Origin of the sequence: Streptomyces violens, from assembly GCF_000717745.1 — a bacterium.
GTDB lineage: Bacteria > Actinomycetota > Actinomycetes > Streptomycetales > Streptomycetaceae > Streptomyces > Streptomyces violens.
Map to the genome: position 1 here is coordinate 65,008 of NZ_JOBH01000017.1, position 16,595 is coordinate 81,602.

A 16,595-nucleotide genomic window follows, 5' to 3' on the forward strand; every position below is an offset into this window, starting at 1 on the left:
CACATGGCACGATCAATGGACGACGGACAGCGTGGGGAGATGGTCGTGTTCTGGTTCTTGCTCATCGCGTTGGTCGCGGTGGTCGCCGTGGTCACGCTCGCCGTGATCGGTGGCGGAGACGGCGGCGCGCTGCGGGAGGCCGAGCCCGAGCGGCTGCACGATCCGCTGCCCGCCGACCGCCCCTGCACCCGGGCGGACGTGGAGGAGGTACGGCTGCCGCCCGCGCTGCGCGGGTATCGGATGACGGACGTGGACGACGTACTGGACCGCCTCGGCGCCGAGCTGGCCGAGCGGGACGCCCGGATCGCCGAGCTGGAGGCGGCCCTGGCGGGGGCGCACGCATCGGCGATGGGCGAGCGGGGGCCGGTCGCGGACGCGCGCCCGACGACGCCGGGGGAGGGCGCCGACCTGCGCAAGCCCCCTGGGATACAGGAGGCGGACGGCATAGAGAAGCCGCGCGAGACCCCCGAGGGCGGTGCGAGCGCATGAGCGGCGTCCTGACCGAGCCGGACGGCGTGCCGCGCTGCCCCTGGGGCATGGCGGCCGAGTCGATGGCGGACTACCGCACGTACCACGACACGGAGTGGGGCCGCCCGGTCCACGGGGACGACGCGCTGTTCGAGCGGATGTCCCTGGAGGCGTTCCAGTCGGGCCTGTCCTGGATCACGATCCTGCGCCGCCGCGAGGGCTTCCGCGCGGCCTTCGCGGGCTTCCGGATCGCCGAGGTCGCGCGGTTCACGGAGGCGGACGCCGAGCGGCTGCTCGCCGACCCGGGCATCATCCGCAACCGCCTCAAGATCTCCGCCACGCTCGCCAACGCCCGGGTCGCCGCGCAGCTCGCGCCCGGCGAGCTGGACGCCCTGATCTGGTCGTACGCCCCGGACCGCGCGTCCCGTCCGGCGCCCCGCAGCGCCGCGGACGTCCCGCCGATCACCCCCGAGTCGACCGCGCTCGCCAAGGACCTCAAGAAGCGCGGCTTCCGCTTCGTCGGCCCGACGACGGCGTACGCGATGATGCAGGCGTGCGGGCTGGTCAACGACCACCTGGCCGACTGCCATGTCCGCGCGGAGACGGAGGCGGCGCAGACGGCGGCGTAGGCCCCCGTGCGGGGCCCGTCGGGCCCCGCGCCGCGCGCGTCACCGCCCGACGAACTTCGGCTTCTCCTTCTTCACGAACGCCTCCACCGCGATCACATGGTCCTCCGAGGCACCGGCCCGCGTCTGCAGCTCGTCCTCCTTGGCGAGCGTCTCGGTCAGCGAGTGATCGGTGCCGTACGCCAGCGACTCCTTGATCGCGGCGTAGGCGGCGGTCGGCCCCTGCGCCAGCCGCAGCGCGAGCGCGCGGGCCTCCGAGGCCAGCTCCGCCGCCGGTACGACCTTGTTCGCGATGCCCAGCTCGTACGCCTCCTGGGCGCTGACGCTGCGCGGGAAGAGCAGCAGGTCGGCGGCGCGGCCGTGGCCGATCAGCCGCGGCAGCGTCCAGGACATGCCGGAGTCGGCGGTCAGCGCGACTCCGGCGAAGGAGGTGTTGAAGGAGGCGGAGTCGGCGACGAGACGGTAGTCGGCGGCCATCGCGAAGCCCGCGCCGGCCCCGGCCGCGACCCCGTTCACCGCCGCGACCACCGGCTTCGCCATGCCGGTGAGCGCCTCGACGATGGGGTTGTAGTGCTCGCGCACGGTGCTCATCGTGGTGCCCTCGCCGCTCGCGCGGTCCTTCTCCAGGGAGCCGATGTGCTCCTTGAGGTCCTGCCCGACGCAGAAGGCGCGCCCGGTGGCGGTCAGCAGGACTGCCCGTACCGCGGAGTCGGCGGCGGCCTCGCGCACGGCGTCCCGGAGGGCGACCTTGGTCTCCGTGTCGAGCGCGTTCATCGCATCGGGGCGGTTGAGCGTGATCGTGGCAACGCCCTCGGTGACGTCATAGAGCACGGTGTCGGCCATGGTGGGATCCCCTCCGTCGCGGCTCGGACTGCGGGAACGAGTGCAGCCCGGCGATCAGAATGCCGGAGATCATCGGCGCTGTCGTGTGACGTACATCAAAGAAAGACAGCGCACCGCGTAGTGGCAGGTGGCGCAGTATCGCAGGTGACTCCCCGAATTGAGTGGTTTTGCGAATGTACGTTGCCGAAGGGATGCCCGCTGATGTTGGTCATCGGGTCCTGCGATGCGGGATAATGACATGGAAGCAATGTGTTCGATGCCGGTGACGCGTGCCCCTCTCCAGAGGGCCGTCGGCTGACGATGAGCTGGTTTCAGGAAGGGGAACGAGCATGGCGGCCATGAAGCCGCGGACGGGCGACGGCCCGCTCGAGGTGACCAAGGAGGGGCGGGGCATCGTCATGCGCGTTCCGCTCGAAGGCGGCGGTCGGCTCGTCGTCGAGCTGACTCCGGACGAAGCCAAGGCTCTCGGCGAGGCTCTCGACAAGGTCAGCGTCTGACGCAGGCGGAGCCTCACTGAATGTCCGGCCCCGGTGGGCGGCGCGTACGCGATACGCGCCCGGCCCCGGGGCCGTGTCGTACCCCCGGCGTAGTGGCCGGACCCGGAAATACGCGTCCCTGTGTACATGTGTGGACGTACGGGGGCTCGGACCCGGCGTACGCGTTCTCGCCCCGGGCACCCTACGCACCCCTACTCACCCGCTGCGCAGGGGCCCCCGGCGCGCGTATCCTCAGCCGCGCTTGACCGCGCAGAGCAGGCCGTCGCCCACCGGCAGCAGCGACGGCACCAGGTGCACGCTCTCGCGGATGGACCGCAGCAGCTCCCGCAGCCGCTGTATTTCCGCAGGCTGCTCGCCGGAGTCGACGGTCCGGCCGTCGGCGAAGACGCCCTCGAAACAGACCACCCCGCCGGGGCGCAGCAGGCGCAACGATTCAGCGAGATACTCGGCGTACTCCATCCGGTCGCCGTCGCAGAAGACCAGGTCATAGCCGCCGTCGGCGAGCCGCGGCAGTACTTCCAGAGCGCCGCCCGGGATGAAGCGGGCGCGGTTGCCGGCGAAACCGGCGGCGCGGAACGCCTGCCGGGCGAACTGCTGCCGCTCCGGCTCCAGGTCGACGGTGGTCAGCACGCCGTCGGGGCGCATGCCGTGCAGGAGGTAGATGCCGGAGACGCCGGTACCGGTGCCGATCTCCGCGACGGCCTTGGCGTCCGCGGTCGCGGCGAGCAGGCTGAGGGCCGATCCGGTGCCGGTCGAGACCGTGCGGATGCCGGCTTCCCGGGCCCGGTCGCGGGACCAGTGCAGGGCGGCGTCGGCCGTGTCGTCGATGGTCCCGGCGCCGTATGCCTCGGCGAATGCCAAGCTCGTCTGCCGGTTGCCGGTAATGGCCCTCTCCTGTCCCCGTAGTTGACGCAACCGTGACTGTATCCGCTGAGTGCGGGAACCCGCAGATGGGACCGGGCGTTGAAGGGGGACAGGGGGGATGCGCAGGTGAAGTCGGAAGAGAACCGCAAGCCGGACCAAATGCAGGTCAAAACTGCTTATCCGGAGCTAACGGGTGAGGTGGATATGGTAGGGGCTCTACTGGACACCACCAGAGCCACCAGGGGAGGTGCGGCTGCGGCGGGTGACCGAAGAACGCTGCTGCGTTTTCGAAGGTCGGCCGGCGAGCCGAAATCCGTGACCAACAATGCTGACCGTGCCCGCGCGAACGACTCCGCACCTACCGCGACCTTTGCCGCCGATGCGGAATCCCAGGCGTGGACTCCGCCCAGCTGGGAGGAGATCGTCAGCACCCACAGTGCTCGTGTGTACCGCCTCGCCTACCGCCTGACGGGAAACCAGCACGATGCCGAGGACCTCACTCAGGAGGTCTTCGTCCGCGTCTTCCGTTCGCTCTCGACGTACACCCCCGGTACGTTCGAGGGCTGGCTGCACCGCATCACGACCAACCTCTTCCTGGACATGGTCCGCCGACGGCAGCGGATCCGCTTCGACGCGCTGGGCGACGACGCCGCCGAGCGGCTGCCCAGCCGCGAGGCCGGCCCGCAGCAGCAGTTCAACGACACCCACTTCGACGCCGACGTGCAGCAGGCGCTGGACACCCTCGCGCCCGAGTTCCGCGCCGCCGTCGTCCTGTGCGACATCGAGGGCCTGTCGTACGAGGAGATCGCCGCGACCCTCGGCGTGAAGCTCGGCACGGTCCGCAGCCGTATCCACCGCGGCCGCTCCCACCTCCGCAAGGCGCTCAAGCACCGCTCCCCGGCGGCGCGCGCCGAGGAGCGGGAGCGCGAGCAGCACCAGCGCGCGTTCGCGCCCCTGACGACAGGGGAGGTCGGAATCGCGTGAGCGGTAGCGGCGGTCAGTCCCCCGCTGAGCAGCATCTCGGCGACCGCCTCGCGGCTCTGGTCGACGGGGAGTTGGGGCACGATCAGCGTGAGCGGGTGCTCGCGCACCTCGCCACGTGCGGGAAGTGCAAGGCCGAGGCGGACGCCCAGCGGGAACTGAAGAATGTCTTCGCCGGAATGGCGCCGCCCGGGCCCTCGGACGGGCTGCTGGCCCGGCTCCAGGGGCTGCCCGGGGGTGATCCCGGCGCGCCCGCGGCCCGGCTCGGTGAGGGCGGCCTCGGGCGCGGTGCGTTCGGCCGGGGCGGCCTGGACGGTGGCGGCTTCGGCCGCGGCGGCATGTCCTTCACGTACGCACCTTCGGGCGCGCACGCGGTCCCGGGAATGCTCCCGCAGCGGGCTGCCGAGCGCGGCTTTCCGGTGCACGGACGCGCCGGCGCGCGGCCGGCCGCGGGCGCGGGTGCCGGTGCGGCCCCCGCCATGGGTTCGCCCCGGCGGCGGTTCGCGTTCGCCGCGGCGGGCGCGGTCTCCCTGGCGGCCTTCGCGCTCAGCGGCGCGCTGCCGCTGGAGGCGGCGGTCGACACGGCTTCGGGGCGCGGCGAGGGCGCGAACAGCCCGCTGACGGCCTCGTCGGCGGATGCGAGCAGTGCCGTGGGGCGTGAGCGGCCGGGCGCGGGGCGCGGCTCCGGGGACCGGGACGAGCTGCTCGGAGTGTTGCAGGGCAGGGCCACGCCGGCCGCGGCGTCGGCGGAGTTCTACCCCGCGGCGGCCTCCCTCCCGGTGAACTACGCCTCTCCCTCGGCCGGCGGCGGCAGCGCGCACCTGAGCCCCCTGATAGCCCCCGGCCCGTCCGGGGCGCGTACGGCCTCCGGGCCCGGCTCGGACGTGGGCACGGGCGCCGTCGCGGGGACATCGGCGGGCTCCTCGCGGCTCCCCGGCGCGGTGCCGGGAACCGGCGACGGTACGGAGGACTCGGCGGGCCCGTCCGGCGGCGGCCCGCTGCCCTCGGCGCTCGCCTCCCCGGCCTCCCCGGCCACGTCGTACCCGGCAGCGCCACTGCCCCCGCTGGAGCCGAAGCGACCGCTGCTGACCCGTAGCGCTCCGGCGGCGCCCTGACATAGCGTCAGGCCGCCGCGCCGGCCTCCGCCGTCACCAGGGCCCGACAGCCACCGGGCCCTGCACGCGCTCGCCGCGAACCTGGTTGAATCGCCGGAGGGCCGCATATCGCGTCATGAGCACGCCCAGGGGGGCGCGGCCCCGTACGCGGGCGAACTGTGGGGAGAACATGAACGAGGGCACGGCCTCCGGGCCCCACCACGAGGACCGTTCCGACGCGACCACCGGCCGCGAGGCCGAAGCGTCGCCGCCGCCGTCGGCATCTCCGCCGCCGGAATCCGGGGCGGAGCCCCCGCGCGACTCCGCGCGGCCGCTGCACTCCGAGGATCCGTACGCCACGCCTCCGTACGGCGGCCCCGGTCCGTGGGCCCCGGCGCCGCCGGTGCAGCGCCCGGTACCGACACCGCCCCAGGGCGTCACGGTCCCGGCCCCGCCCCCACCGGCAGCCCCGCAGCCGTACCCTCAGCCGCCCGCCCCCACAGCTTCCGCCCCGCGCCCCGGAGCCGGTGGCCCGTGGGAGCGGTACGACCCCTGGGCCGCGCCGCCCGGTGCGGGCGTGCCGGTGCCGGAGGAGGGGCAGCGCCGGCGCGGGCGCGGGCGGATCGTCCTGGGCGCCGTCGCGCTCGCCCTGGTGGCGGGCGGCATGGGCGGCGTCGTCGGCGCGTACATCGAGCGCGACGGCGGCGTCGGTGACGTCCGGCTGCCGCAGGTCTCCGGGGAGCAGACCGGCCGCGCCCCGGACAGCGTGGCGGGCATCGCGCGGACCGCGCTCCCCGGCGTCGTCACGCTGCACGTGCGCGGCGGCGGCGAGGAAGGCACCGGCACCGGCTTCGTACTGGACCGCAGAGGCCACCTCCTGACGAACAACCACGTCGTCGAGGCGGGCGGCGCGGACGGCGAGATATCCGTCACGTTCAGCGGCGGCTCCACCGCCACCGGCCGGGTCGTGGGCCGGGACAGCGGCTACGACCTCGCCGTGGTCAAGGTCGACGGCGTGAGCGACCTGAAGCCGCTCACCCTCGGCAACTCCGACGACGTGCGTGTCGGCGACCCCGTCGTGGCCATAGGCGCACCCTTCGACCTCGCCAACACCGTCACCGCCGGCATCATCAGCGCCAAGCAGCGCCCCATCACCGCGGGCGGCGAGAGCGGCGACGGCGGCGACGTCAGCTACGTCGACGCGCTGCAGACCGACGCGCCGATCAACCCGGGGAACTCCGGCGGCCCGCTGGTCGACGGCCAGGCGCATGTGATCGGCATCAACAGCGCCATCCGCGCGGCCGGCAGCGGCGACAGCCTCGGCGCCGAGCAGGGCGGCAGCATAGGGCTGGGCTTCGCGATACCGATCAACCAGGGCAAACGTGTCGCCGAAGAGCTGATCAACACCGGCCGGGCGACGCATCCGGTGATCGGCGTGACGCTGGACATGGGGTACTCGGGCGACGGCGCCCGGGTCAGCGCGAAGGGCCGGGGCGGCGGTGCGGCGGTCACGCCCGGCGGGCCGGGCGCGCGGGCCGGCATCAAGGCGGGCGACCTGATCACGGAGCTCGACGGCGGTCCCGTACACAGCGGCGAGGAGCTGATCGTCAAGATCCGCAGCCACCGCCCCGGGGACCGGTTGAAGCTCACGGTCGAGCGGGACGGCAGTCCGCGCACGGTCGAGATCACCCTCGGCTCGTCCACCGACCAGAGCTGACCGGCACCGACCAGGGCTGACCAGTACCCGACCGCCACCGACCGGAACTGACCGGTACCCGACCCTCACCGGCACCCCGGCTGTCTCGATCGTTTGCACGGTGTTGGGGCGGGTGACTCCCGCTGGACGACCGGGGCCAGGTACCGTGATAGTCGGCCTGGCCGGAAGGCCGTCAGGATGGGCCGCGGACGGATCAAGGAGCTGCCAGGTGTTCTTCGACATAGGACCCCTCGAGCTGGTCGCGCTCGTGATCCTCGCGGTACTGATCTTCGGCCCGGACAAGCTGCCGAAGGTGATCCAGGACGTGACGGGATTCATCCGCAAGGTGCGGCAGTTCTCCGACAGCGCCAAGGAAGACATTCGTTCGGAGCTGGGCCCCGAATTCAAGGACTTCGAGTTCGACGACCTGAACCCGAAGAACTTCGTACGCAAGCACGTCCTGGAGAAGGACGAGTACGGCCTCCAGGACCTCCGCAACGGCTTCGACATGAAGCAGGAGATGGCCGAGGTCACGGAGGCCGTCCGGGGCAACGGCAGCAACGCCGGCGGCGTCCGCCACAGCCTGACCAAGGACACCCCGGACGCCGCGAGCGGCACGTCCGACCGGCTGACCAAGCGCGAAACCCCCGCCGCCCAGGACCGTCCGCCTTTCGACGCCGACGCCACCTGATACGTCCGTATGTCCGGCTGTGTTGACGCGTATGGCTATGCTCCCCGTGTCCGGGGTGAGGTCGCCTGAGGGGGGCGGGCCGCCCACGACGCAGGGCAACGAGGAGGCTCCGCGCAGATGGAGACGAAGAGTCCGGCCGGCGCACACCCGGTGTCCGTTGACACCGGGGAGAAGGTCGACGGCTATCTGATGGCCGATTTCCCGTGGTACGGCCTGGACGAGGCGTTCACGGGCCCGCGCCGGCTGATGCATGCCGGCGTCACCCCCCAAGGCACGGTCGAGCACGGTTCGCTCGCGCACGGCGAGGAGCCCACCATTCGGGTGGAGACCGTGCCGGACGCCGACCGCTTCACCGTCGTGGTCACCGTCCCCTGTCGCCCCGTGCGGCGCAGCGCGGACGGCACGGGCGTCCTGGAAGCCACCTCGGTCTCCTCGGCCGCCTGGCTGGCCGGCTCGGGCCTGCTGAACTGCACCTGGCCGGTGCAGATGGAGCGGGCGCTGCGGCAGGACTGGCTGGACCAGCAGACCATGCTCGCGTGGGAGCTGGCGGACGACCTGACCGGCGAGGCGTGGAGCGAGCTGACGCTCCCGGTGGACGGCGTGCCGACGCCCTTCCACTACCGCGAGTCGGAGTACGGCTGGGTGCTCGCGGGCTCGGCGGGCGACGGCCCGGACGGCGCGCACATCGGCGCGTACGGACGCGGCATGAGCGCCTACGGCCTGGGCTTCGCGGTCGTCAAGGACATCAAGACGTACGAGGGCTGAGCAACGAAGGGGCGGACCGCTCGGCGGCCCGCCCCTCGTGCAGCCCGGGAATCGCCCCGGTACCGCTCAGAACTTGTTGCGCGGGGTGATCCCCAGCGACATGCCCGACAGGCCGCGCTGGCGGCCGCCCAGCTTGCCGGCGATCGCGCGGATCGCCGCGCCCGCGCCGGAGTCCGGGTCGGTGAGCACGACCGGCCTGCCCTCGTCGCCGCCCTCGCGCAGCCGTACGTCGATCGGGATGGAGCCGAGCACCGGCACCTGCGTGCCGGTCGTCTTCGTGAGGCCCTCGGCGACCCGCTCGCCGCCGCCCGTACCGAAGACGTCGACGATCTCGCCGCTGGGCAGCTCCAGGCCCGCCATGTTCTCGACCACGCCGACGATCTTCTGGTGGGTCTGTACGGCGATGGAGCCGGCCCGCTCGGCGACCTCGGCGGCGGCCTGCTGCGGGGTGGTCACGACGAGGATCTCGGCGTTCGGCACCAGCTGGGCCACGGAGATCGCGATGTCGCCCGTGCCCGGGGGCAGGTCGAGCAGCAGGACGTCCAGGTCGCCCCAGTACACGTCCGCGAGGAACTGCTGGAGCGCGCGGTGCAGCATCGGGCCGCGCCAGACGACCGGCGCGTTGCCCGGGGTGAACATGCCGATCGAGATGACCTTCACGCCGTTCGCGGCCGGCGGCATGATCATGTTCTCGACCTGGGTGGGGCGGCCCTCGGCGCCCAGCATCCGCGGCACGGAGTGGCCGTAGATGTCCGCGTCCACGACGCCGACCTTCAGGCCGTCGGCCGCCATCGCCGCGGCGAGGTTCACCGTCACCGAGGACTTGCCGACGCCGCCCTTGCCGGAGGCGACCGCGTAGACCCGGGTCAGTGAGCCGGGCTGGGCGAAGGGGACCTCGCGCTCGGCGGTGCCGCCGCGCAGCGCCGCGGCCAGCTCCTTGCGCTGCTCGTCGCTCATCACGTCCAGCTCGACGGCGACGCTGGTGACGCCCTCGACCCCGGCGACCGCGTCGCGCACATTGCTGGTGATCGTCTCGCGCATCGGGCAGCCGGAGACGGTGAGGTAGACCACGACCGACACCGCGCCGTCGGCCGCGATGTCCACCGATTTGACCATCCCCAGCTCGGTGATGGGGCGGTGGATCTCGGGGTCGTTCACCGTCGCGAGCGCATCGCGGATCGCGTCCTCGCTCGGAGCGGCCGTCGTGGGCGTGTCGGTAGCCATGTACTGCATGGTACGGCTCAGTAGGTGGCCTCCGGAAAGGGCCGCACACGGTCGCGTTCGTCACTCTCGGTGGCGACGCCCCGACGTGCGTTCCTCGTACTCGCCGTCCGCGTCCCGCCGCTCCTCCAGCTCCTTGAAGCGGTCCTCCAGCTCCGAGCGGATCCAGTCGCGGGTGGCGACCTCGCCGAGGCCGAGCCGGAGCGCCGCGATCTCGCGGGTCAGGTACTCGGTGTCGGCGATCGACCGCTCGTTCTGCTTGCGGTCCTGCTCGTGGGTGACCCGGTCCCGGTCGTCCTGCCGGTTCTGCGCGAGCAGGATCAGCGGCGCGGCGTACGACGCCTGCAGTGACAGGGCCAGGGTCAGGAAGATGAAGGGGTACTCGTCGAAGCGCAGCGGCGCGGGCGCCGTGACGTTCCAGGTGACCCACACGATGATCAGGACGGTCATCCAGACGATGAACCGGCCGGTGCCCAGGAAGCGCGCGATCTTCTCCGAGAGCCGCCCGAACGCCTCCGGGTCGTACTCCGGCAGCAGGCTGCGGCGCGGCGCGCGCGGCATGTCCAGCCGCACCCGCGCGCGCTCTCCGGTGACCGCCGCGGCCCGTGCCCGCTCCTTCGCGCTCTCGCGCTCCTCAACGCCCATGTGCGCCCCCGCCGGCCGTCCCGGCGGCGCTGCTGCCCTGAGCGCCGCCCGAGTGCCCGTTCACGCGCTCCTCGGCGCGGTCGTCGCCGTCCTCGGCCACGCGAGCGCCGGGGTCCACCCCGGGCGCGCCGTGCAGGTCCGTCTCGCGCCAGTCCTCGGGCAGCAGATGATCCAGTACGTCGTCGACGGTCACCGCGCCCAGCAGCGACCCGCTCTCGTCCACGACCGGCGCCGCGACCATGTTGTACGTGGCGAGGTAGCTGGTCACGGCGGGCAGCGGGGTGTCCGGCGGCAGCGGCGGCAGATCGCTCTCCACGATCGCGCCGACGAGGGTGAAGGGCGGGTCGCGCAGCAGCCGCTGGAAGTGGACCACGCCGAGGTACTTGCCGGTCGGCGTCTGGTCCGGCGGCCGGCAGACGTACACCTGGGCGGCGAGCGCGGGGGAGAGGTCGGGGTCGCGCACCCGGGCGAGCGCGTCGGCGACCGTGGCGTCCGCGCCCAGCACGATCGGCTCGGTGGTCATCAGGCCGCCCGCGGTCCGCTCCTCGTACGACATCAGGCGCCGTACGTCGGCCGCGTCGCTCGGCTTCATCAGCGTCAGCAGCCGCTCCTTCTCGTCCTCGGGGAGCTCGGAGAGCAGGTCGGCGGCGTCGTCGGGGTCCATCGCCTCCAGGACGTCGGCGGCCCGCTCGTCCTGCAGCTTGCCGAGGATCTCGATCTGGTCGTCCTCCGGCAGCTCCTCCAGGACGTCGGCGAGCCGGTCGTCGTCCAGCGCGGCGGCCACCTCGGCGCGCCGCTTCGGGTTGAGGTGGTGCAGCACGCTCGCCAGGTCGGCGGGGTGGAGCTGCTCGAACGTCGCGAGCAGGCTCTCCGCGCCCTGCCCGTGCTCCTCCAGAGAGAACCCGGTGACCTGCGACCACTCCAGGGTCAACGTTTCTCCGCGGCGCCTGAGCGTGCCGCCCTTCCCCTTCCGTACGAAGACCTTGTCGATCTCCCAGTCGCGGCGGGCCGGCAGCTGGGTGATGCCGATGTCCAGGACGGTGACCTCTTCACCGGTCTCCACAATGCTGACCCGGCGGTCCAGCAGCTCACCGAGGACGAGGGTCTCGGAGGCGCGCTGCTCGAAGCGCCGCATGTTGACCACGCCGGTCGTGATCACCTGGCCCGACTCCACGCCCGTCACCCGCGTCATCGGCAGGAAGATCCGGCGCCGGCTGATCACCTCGACGACCAGTCCCAGCAGCCGCGGCGGCCGGCCGCCCACGCGCAACACGGCCACCAGGTCCCGCACCCGGCCGACCTGGTCGCCATTGGGGTCGAAGACGGCGATGCCGGAGAGGTGCGATACGAACACTCGGGGGGTGACCACCGCCATGCCGCGCGCCTCCGCTCCTTCTCCTCCGGCTCCCGGCGGACCGGGGCCGCCCGACTCCCGATAAAACGGCTGAAATCGCGCTTCGGCCGGACTTCAGGCTAGCGCGCTCACCGGGCGGGTGCCCCGACAGGCACCACCGTACGGCTGTCCCCTTCCGCGCCCCGGCCCTCCGCGTCGGAAGGTGTGCGGGGCACCGGTACGCTGCCGTACGCCGTCGAGGCCACCGCGACCGACCCAGTGCACCAGGAGGCAGGCAGCCGTGACCGCTATTTCGCCAGGTTCGCCAGGAACGAGCCGCCGGTCCCGCACCGCCCGCCGCCGCGCGGGCCGGGCGACGGCCGTCGCGGCGGTGTGCACGGGCCTGGCCCTGGTACTGGCGGCCTGCGGTGGCGCGCAGGAGGACCCGGACGCGGGCACCAACGGCGTCGGCAAGCTGACCCCCGCCAAGATCCGGAAGAAGACGCTCGCCGCCGCCGGGAGCGCGGGGAGCGTGCACGTCTCCGGCAAGCTCGTCAGCGGTCGCAGCACGTACGAACTGGACATGCAGCTGGCCCAGAACGGCGGCAAGGGCACGGTCAGCACGAAGGACACCACCTTCTCCCTGCTGCGCATCGACCGGTCCCTGTGGGTGAAGGCCGACGCCGACTTCTGGGCGCACCAGAAGGGCTCCTCGCCGAGCAAATCCGACACTGCCGCCGCCGCCAAGCTGGACGGCAAGTACGTGAAGGTGCCCTACGAGGACCGCACCTACCGGCAGTTCAGCGGCTTCACCGAGAAGGAGCCGCTGCTGGACACGCTGCTCACGCTGCACGGCAGCCTCTCCCGCGGCGCGCACGGCAGCCTGGACGGGACCCGCACGATCCGCGTCGCGGCCGCGCGGGGCAACGGGGGCACGCTGGACGTCTCCCTGGAGGGCGAGCCCTACCCGCTGCGGCTGCAGCGGGCCGGCGGCGCGGGCGTGGTCACGTTCGAGGACTGGGGCGAGCACATCGAGCTGGAGCGCCCGGACGACGACAAGGTCGTGGACTACGGGGAGAGCCTCGGCAGCGGGAACTGACCGGGCCGGCCGGCATTACGGAAGCGGCGCTCGGCCGCGCCTCTTGAGGCACAGCGGCGCTGCTTCCCGTACAGCGCTCAGCGGCGCTTCTTCCGGCGCAGCAGCTTCGGCAGCGCCGCGGGGATCGGCCCACGGGTCGTGGCGTCGGTCGGCAGCGGACGGGCCGCCTGCGCGTCCGCGCCGAACTCCGTACGGGCGGCGGACGCCCCGTCCCCGGTGAGCGGGGCCAGCCGCAGTACCCGGCACTCGCGGGCCCAGCGCTCCGGCATGGTGTCCGCGTCCGGCGCGTTCAGCCGCTTGCCCTTCAGCTCGCCGACGGCGGCCTCCCAGGGCTCGCTGTGCGGCGCGGCCTCGGTGACCCGGGCCGTCCAGGCGACCAGCCGGCCGCCTTTGTCCTTGCTGCGGACGGTGACGGTGGCGGTGCCGCCGTCGGTGAGGCCGAGGTCCGCGAGCGGCTGCTCCAGGGGGCCGTCGCCGACCAGGCACGCGGCGCCGTCGTGCCAGACGTGCCACAGCGCGCGGGCCGGGCCCTCGGTCCCCTGGACCCAGATGAGGCCGGACTTCTTGGTGGCCTCCTCGATGAGGGCCTGGTCGAGCAGCGGCTGAGGCACGGTCTCCGTCATGCGGGCCAGCCTAGCCAGGCCCGCACACGGACCGTGCCGCCGCCCCGCGCCGAGCGCTCGTGCTGCTGTGCGCGCCCCCGCCCGCTACAGCCAGCCGTTGCGCTTGAAACCGCGGTGGATGCCGAAGCAGATGGCGACCGTGACGATCAGCACCGCCGGGTACCCGTACTTCCACTGCAGTTCGGGCATGTACTTGAAGTTCATGCCGTAGATGCCCGCGATCATCGTCGGCACGGCGAAGATCGCCGCCCACGACGTGATCTTGCGCATGTCCTCGTTCTGCGCCACCGTCGCCTGCGCCAGATTGGCCTGCAGGATGGAGTTCAGCAGGTCGTCGAAGCCGACCACCTGCTCGTTGACGCGCGCCAAGTGGTCGGCGACGTCCCGGAAGTACTTCTGGATGTCGGAGTCGACCAGCCGCATCGGCCGCTCGCTGAGCTGCTGCATCGGCCGCAGCAGCGGCGAGACGGCCCGCTTGAACTCCAGTACCTCACGCTTGAGCTGGTAGATCCGTCCGGCGTCGCCCTTGGACGCGCTGCCGCCCCGGCCCTGCGCCTTGCCGTTCGTGCCGGAGCTGAAGACGTCGATCTCGACCTCGTCGATGTCGTCCTGCACCGCGTCGGCGACCGCGATGTAGCCGTCCACGACCTGGTCGGCGATGGCGTGCAGTACCGCCGAGGGGCCCTTGGCGAGCAGCTCGGGGTCGTCCTGGAGGCGGTGCCGCAGCGCGCGCAGCGAGCCCTGGCCGCCGTGCCGGACGGTCACGATGAAGTCCCGGCCGGTGAAGCACATCACCTCGCCGGTCTCCACGACCTCGCTGGTGGCGGTCAGCTCGGTGTGCTCGACGTAGTGGATCGTCTTGAAGACGGTGAAGAGCGTGTCGTCGTACCGCTCCAGCTTGGGCCGCTGGTGGGCGTGGACGGCGTCCTCGACGGCCAGCGGGTGCAGCCCGAACTCCTTGGCGATACCGGCGAACTCGCGCTCGTTCGGCTCGTGCAGGCCGATCCAGGTGAAGCCGCCGTTCTCGTGGACGTCGGCGATGGCTTCGGAGGGGCTGACGTGGCCGCTGACGCGGCGTCCGTCGCGGTAGACGCCGCAGTCGACGATGGCGCTGTTGGTCGTGGCGGCGCGGGTGGTGTCGTACTCGTACGGGGAGTCGCCGCGACGCCGGGAGGGGCGGACGGCGGCGCGCAGGTCGCGGATCATCGACATGGCGGGCTCCTTCACGGGCCGGCCGTCAGCCGTGGGCGCGGGGCGTAGCGCAACCCGGAACGTGGACGTACGCGGCATCGTCGGCCGTACGTCCGCAAAGCGGGCGGCGCTCCGTGCGGTGGTGCTGACGGCAGTTCGCAGTGCGGAAAGAACTGGAGAAACCGAGGTGCAGGCGTTCTTCCGTCAAAAGCTGCGGGTGCGAAGGGTCTTCACGAGTTTCACCGCGAAGCGGTGGGGTACGGAAGCTCTCGGAATCAGGAGAGTCGCATCATCAGCGGGAGGACGGGAGAACTGCCGGTACTGCACGGTCGACTAGGATCCATGCCAGTCCCACCTCCTCCGGCCGGTCCCTGCTGGGGGACGACGTCTTTCGCTGACCAGATGGCAAGGCTATCAGCCGCCTGAACCGTTACGGCCCCGCTCCACCGCCGCTTTGCCTGTTCCATACCGGGCGCCCGGCCGGGCCTATGCTCGCCGCATGTCTGACGTTCTTGAGCTGGTCGAGGCCCGGCTGCTGATGGCCCTGGGGAAGCCGGACGCGCGCGCGGCGGTGACGTTCCTCGGTACGGACCGCATCGAAGTACTGCGCTACGCCGACGCCGAGCTGGTGCGATACGTCACCCTCGGCATGTCCGCGAACCCCATGACCGACCCCTCCGCGGTACTCGCCGACCCTCTGCGCGGTCCTCGTGCGGAGCTGGTCCTCACGGTCCGGAACGGCCGCGCCGACACCGACAAGGTGCTCAGGTCGCTCGCCGTACTGGCCGCGTCCCCGCAGGTCGAGGGCGTCATCGTGGCCCCGGGTGCGTCCCTGGACGTGGGCGAGCCGCTGTGGCCGGGCGCCCCCTTCACCTCGGTGCTGGTCACCGAGGGCGGGGGACTGGTGGAGGATCTGGAGCTCGACGACCCGATGGATCCGGTGCGCTTTCTGCCGCTGCTCCCGATGACGCCGAACGAGGCGGCCTGGAAGCGGGTGCACGGCGCGGCCGCCCTGGAGGAGCGCTGGCTGCAGCACGGCACCGACCTGCGGGATCCGCTGCGGAGCGGCGTACCTCTGGACTGACGCACTCCTCTGGCCTGACGCACCGAGATCGAAACGTCACCGTACGAAGATGGCGTGAACCGAGTGGCTGATTGGCCTGAAGGTGACAGCGGCAGGGCGGCGCGGCGCGGCCCGGACGGGTGATCGTCCTTGACGCGCGGGCGGCCCTGGAGGACCGTTGAGCTTTATGAGGGGCGAACCCAGTTGCCCGAAGTGCGGTGGCCGGGTGCGGGCGCCCGGTCTCTTTGCCGACTCCTGGCAGTGCGACGTGCACGGCACAGTGCACCCGCTCCAGCCGGTCGTGCCGCCGAGCGTCGAAGCGCTGGCCGTCGTAGTCAATCGCGCGCGCGTTCCTGTGTGGATGCCGTGGCCGCTGCCGGTGGGCTGGCTGTTCACCGGTGTGGCCTGCGCGGGGGACGACCGCAGCGGCGGCCGGGCCACGGCGGTGGCCTGCTCGGGACCCGGACCGCTGGGCGGGCCGGGCGAGCTGGTGCTGGTCGCCGAGGAGCTGGGCGTCGGCCTCGGCGCGCGGTATGCGGGCATCGACGGTCCGGACCCGGGCCCGCGCATGAAGGTGGAGCGATCGCCGCACGCCAAGGTGCTGGCCGCCGGCCGGCCGACCCCGATGTGGCACGTCGAGGGCGTCCCCGATGACCGCGCGGTCTTCGCGGGCGAGGCGCGCGGGCTGTGGCTGTGGGCGGTCGTCTGGCCCGAGCAGTCGGGGCTGCTGATGTACGACGAGCTGGTCCTGACCGACCTGCGGGACGCGGGCGCCGAGGTCGACCTGCTGCCGTGCGGGGCGCTGTCGCCGCGCATCCTGTCCTGAGCGGCGATCGTTCGGCCGTCGGGCCACCGGTTACCCTTTGGGGCGTCCCCTGTTGTCCGGCGCCCTGTC

General features: G+C 72.4%; 18 protein-coding genes. 11 read left to right on the forward strand and 7 right to left on the reverse strand.

The features are described from left to right. Nucleotides 1-45: 45 nt before the first annotated feature. Nucleotides 46-489: a DivIVA domain-containing protein gene (locus IF04_RS0128510; protein ID WP_037961099.1), complete on the forward strand. Its 444-nt coding sequence runs from the start codon at nucleotides 46-48 to the stop codon at nucleotides 487-489. Beyond that, nucleotides 486-1,097: a DNA-3-methyladenine glycosylase I gene (locus IF04_RS0128515; protein ID WP_030264088.1), complete on the forward strand. Its 612-nt coding sequence runs from the start codon at nucleotides 486-488 to the stop codon at nucleotides 1,095-1,097. The genes IF04_RS0128510 and IF04_RS0128515 overlap by 4 nt, the downstream gene beginning before the upstream one ends. 39 nt (nucleotides 1,098-1,136) lie before the next feature. Here IF04_RS0128515 and chcB read toward each other — a convergent pair whose 3' ends face one another. Continuing rightward, the gene (gene chcB, locus IF04_RS0128520; RefSeq protein WP_030264091.1) at nucleotides 1,137-1,937 is read right to left on the reverse strand and encodes a 2-cyclohexenylcarbonyl CoA isomerase; all 801 of its coding nucleotides are present in this window, start codon (nucleotides 1,935-1,937) and stop codon (nucleotides 1,137-1,139) included. Nucleotides 1,938-2,266: 329 nt separating this feature from the next. Between chcB and IF04_RS37820 the strand changes: the two genes are divergently transcribed. Continuing rightward, nucleotides 2,267-2,434, forward strand: coding sequence for a DUF3117 domain-containing protein (locus IF04_RS37820; RefSeq protein ID WP_103832883.1), 168 nt, complete (start codon nucleotides 2,267-2,269; stop codon nucleotides 2,432-2,434). A 231-nt stretch (nucleotides 2,435-2,665) separates the two neighbouring features. On the opposite strand, the gene IF04_RS0128530 is transcribed toward IF04_RS37820, so the two are convergent. Then, the gene (locus tag IF04_RS0128530; RefSeq protein ID WP_030264093.1) at nucleotides 2,666-3,349 is read right to left on the reverse strand and encodes an O-methyltransferase; all 684 of its coding nucleotides are present in this window, start codon (nucleotides 3,347-3,349) and stop codon (nucleotides 2,666-2,668) included. Nucleotides 3,350-3,502: 153 nt separating this feature from the next. Between IF04_RS0128530 and sigE the strand changes: the two genes are divergently transcribed. From sigE to IF04_RS0128560, 5 genes are all read left to right on the forward strand, one after another. Beyond that, the gene (gene sigE / locus IF04_RS0128535) at nucleotides 3,503-4,282 is read left to right on the forward strand and encodes an RNA polymerase sigma factor SigE (RefSeq protein WP_245654539.1); all 780 of its coding nucleotides are present in this window, start codon (nucleotides 3,503-3,505) and stop codon (nucleotides 4,280-4,282) included. Beyond that, a complete protein-coding gene (locus IF04_RS0128540) occupies nucleotides 4,279-5,394 on the forward strand; it encodes an anti-sigma factor family protein (RefSeq protein WP_030264099.1) in 1,116 nt (371 codons plus the stop codon). Before sigE ends, IF04_RS0128540 begins: the two co-directional genes overlap by 4 nt. Nucleotides 5,395-5,563: 169 nt before the next feature. Then, nucleotides 5,564-7,090, forward strand: a complete 1,527-nt coding sequence (locus tag IF04_RS0128550; RefSeq protein WP_051831640.1) for a trypsin-like peptidase domain-containing protein — start codon at nucleotides 5,564-5,566, stop codon at nucleotides 7,088-7,090. A 208-nt stretch (nucleotides 7,091-7,298) separates the two neighbouring features. Further along, entirely contained in the window at nucleotides 7,299-7,760 is a 462-nt protein-coding gene (locus IF04_RS0128555; RefSeq protein WP_030264106.1) for a sec-independent translocase, read from the forward strand. 117 nt (nucleotides 7,761-7,877) lie between these two features. Then, nucleotides 7,878-8,525 (forward strand): hypothetical protein, encoded by a 648-nt coding sequence (locus IF04_RS0128560; RefSeq protein ID WP_030264109.1) that lies wholly within the window; start codon nucleotides 7,878-7,880, stop codon nucleotides 8,523-8,525. A gap of 66 nt (nucleotides 8,526-8,591) precedes the next feature. Here IF04_RS0128560 and IF04_RS0128565 read toward each other — a convergent pair whose 3' ends face one another. The 3 genes from IF04_RS0128565 to IF04_RS0128575 are packed head-to-tail and all read right to left on the reverse strand — an operon-like array spanning nucleotide 8,592 to nucleotide 11,766. After that, nucleotides 8,592-9,749, reverse strand: coding sequence for an Mrp/NBP35 family ATP-binding protein (locus IF04_RS0128565; RefSeq protein WP_030264112.1), 1,158 nt, complete (start codon nucleotides 9,747-9,749; stop codon nucleotides 8,592-8,594). A gap of 60 nt (nucleotides 9,750-9,809) precedes the next feature. Continuing rightward, nucleotides 9,810-10,391 carry a DUF1003 domain-containing protein gene (locus IF04_RS0128570; RefSeq protein ID WP_030264114.1) on the reverse strand — a complete coding sequence of 194 codons (582 nt, stop codon included), beginning with the start codon at nucleotides 10,389-10,391 and terminating at the stop codon, nucleotides 9,810-9,812. Beyond that, entirely contained in the window at nucleotides 10,381-11,766 is a 1,386-nt protein-coding gene (locus IF04_RS0128575) for a magnesium transporter MgtE N-terminal domain-containing protein (RefSeq protein ID WP_078600905.1), read from the reverse strand. The genes IF04_RS0128570 and IF04_RS0128575 overlap by 11 nt, the downstream gene beginning before the upstream one ends. Nucleotides 11,767-12,025: 259 nt before the next feature. Here IF04_RS0128575 and IF04_RS0128580 point away from each other — a divergent pair, with 259 nt between their 5' ends. After that, on the forward strand, nucleotides 12,026-12,823 hold the full coding sequence (locus tag IF04_RS0128580; RefSeq protein ID WP_157847721.1) for a hypothetical protein: 798 nt from the start codon (nucleotides 12,026-12,028) through the stop codon (nucleotides 12,821-12,823). Between the two features lie 77 nt (nucleotides 12,824-12,900). On the opposite strand, the gene IF04_RS0128585 is transcribed toward IF04_RS0128580, so the two are convergent. Together IF04_RS0128585 and IF04_RS0128590 are read right to left on the reverse strand one after the other, a co-directional pair. Next, the gene (locus IF04_RS0128585) at nucleotides 12,901-13,446 is read right to left on the reverse strand and encodes a hypothetical protein (RefSeq protein WP_030264120.1); all 546 of its coding nucleotides are present in this window, start codon (nucleotides 13,444-13,446) and stop codon (nucleotides 12,901-12,903) included. 84 nt (nucleotides 13,447-13,530) lie between these two features. After that, nucleotides 13,531-14,658: a magnesium and cobalt transport protein CorA gene (locus IF04_RS0128590; protein ID WP_030264122.1), complete on the reverse strand. Its 1,128-nt coding sequence runs from the start codon at nucleotides 14,656-14,658 to the stop codon at nucleotides 13,531-13,533. A 478-nt stretch (nucleotides 14,659-15,136) separates the two neighbouring features. Between IF04_RS0128590 and IF04_RS0128595 the strand changes: the two genes are divergently transcribed. Further along, nucleotides 15,137-15,721, forward strand: a complete 585-nt coding sequence (locus IF04_RS0128595) for a suppressor of fused domain protein (protein WP_030264124.1) — start codon at nucleotides 15,137-15,139, stop codon at nucleotides 15,719-15,721. Nucleotides 15,722-15,887: 166 nt separating this feature from the next. After that, nucleotides 15,888-16,526, forward strand: coding sequence for a DUF6758 family protein (locus IF04_RS0128600; RefSeq protein ID WP_030264128.1), 639 nt, complete (start codon nucleotides 15,888-15,890; stop codon nucleotides 16,524-16,526). Nucleotides 16,527-16,595: the final 69 nt, after the last annotated feature.

Excerpts from the sequence above, each read along its gene's own strand:
- IF04_RS0128515 (WP_030264088.1), top strand. The coding sequence starts at position 486 with ATGAGCGGCGTCCTGACCGAGCCGGACGGCGTGCCGCGCTGCCCCTGG.
- chcB (WP_030264091.1), bottom strand. The coding sequence starts at position 1,937 with ATGGCCGACACCGTGCTCTATGACGTCACCGAGGGCGTTGCCACGATC.
- IF04_RS37820 (WP_103832883.1), top strand. The coding sequence starts at position 2,267 with ATGGCGGCCATGAAGCCGCGGACGGGCGACGGCCCGCTCGAGGTGACC.
- sigE (WP_245654539.1), top strand. The coding sequence starts at position 3,503 with ATGGTAGGGGCTCTACTGGACACCACCAGAGCCACCAGGGGAGGTGCG.
- IF04_RS0128550 (WP_051831640.1), top strand. The coding sequence starts at position 5,564 with ATGAACGAGGGCACGGCCTCCGGGCCCCACCACGAGGACCGTTCCGAC.
- IF04_RS0128560 (WP_030264109.1), top strand. The coding sequence starts at position 7,878 with ATGGAGACGAAGAGTCCGGCCGGCGCACACCCGGTGTCCGTTGACACC.
- IF04_RS0128565 (WP_030264112.1), bottom strand. The coding sequence starts at position 9,749 with ATGGCTACCGACACGCCCACGACGGCCGCTCCGAGCGAGGACGCGATC.
- IF04_RS0128570 (WP_030264114.1), bottom strand. The coding sequence starts at position 10,391 with ATGGGCGTTGAGGAGCGCGAGAGCGCGAAGGAGCGGGCACGGGCCGCG.
- IF04_RS0128575 (WP_078600905.1), bottom strand. The coding sequence starts at position 11,766 with ATGGCGGTGGTCACCCCCCGAGTGTTCGTATCGCACCTCTCCGGCATC.
- IF04_RS0128585 (WP_030264120.1), bottom strand. The coding sequence starts at position 13,446 with ATGACGGAGACCGTGCCTCAGCCGCTGCTCGACCAGGCCCTCATCGAG.
- IF04_RS0128590 (WP_030264122.1), bottom strand. The coding sequence starts at position 14,658 with ATGTCGATGATCCGCGACCTGCGCGCCGCCGTCCGCCCCTCCCGGCGT.
- IF04_RS0128595 (WP_030264124.1), top strand. The coding sequence starts at position 15,137 with ATGTCTGACGTTCTTGAGCTGGTCGAGGCCCGGCTGCTGATGGCCCTG.
- IF04_RS0128600 (WP_030264128.1), top strand. The coding sequence starts at position 15,888 with ATGAGGGGCGAACCCAGTTGCCCGAAGTGCGGTGGCCGGGTGCGGGCG.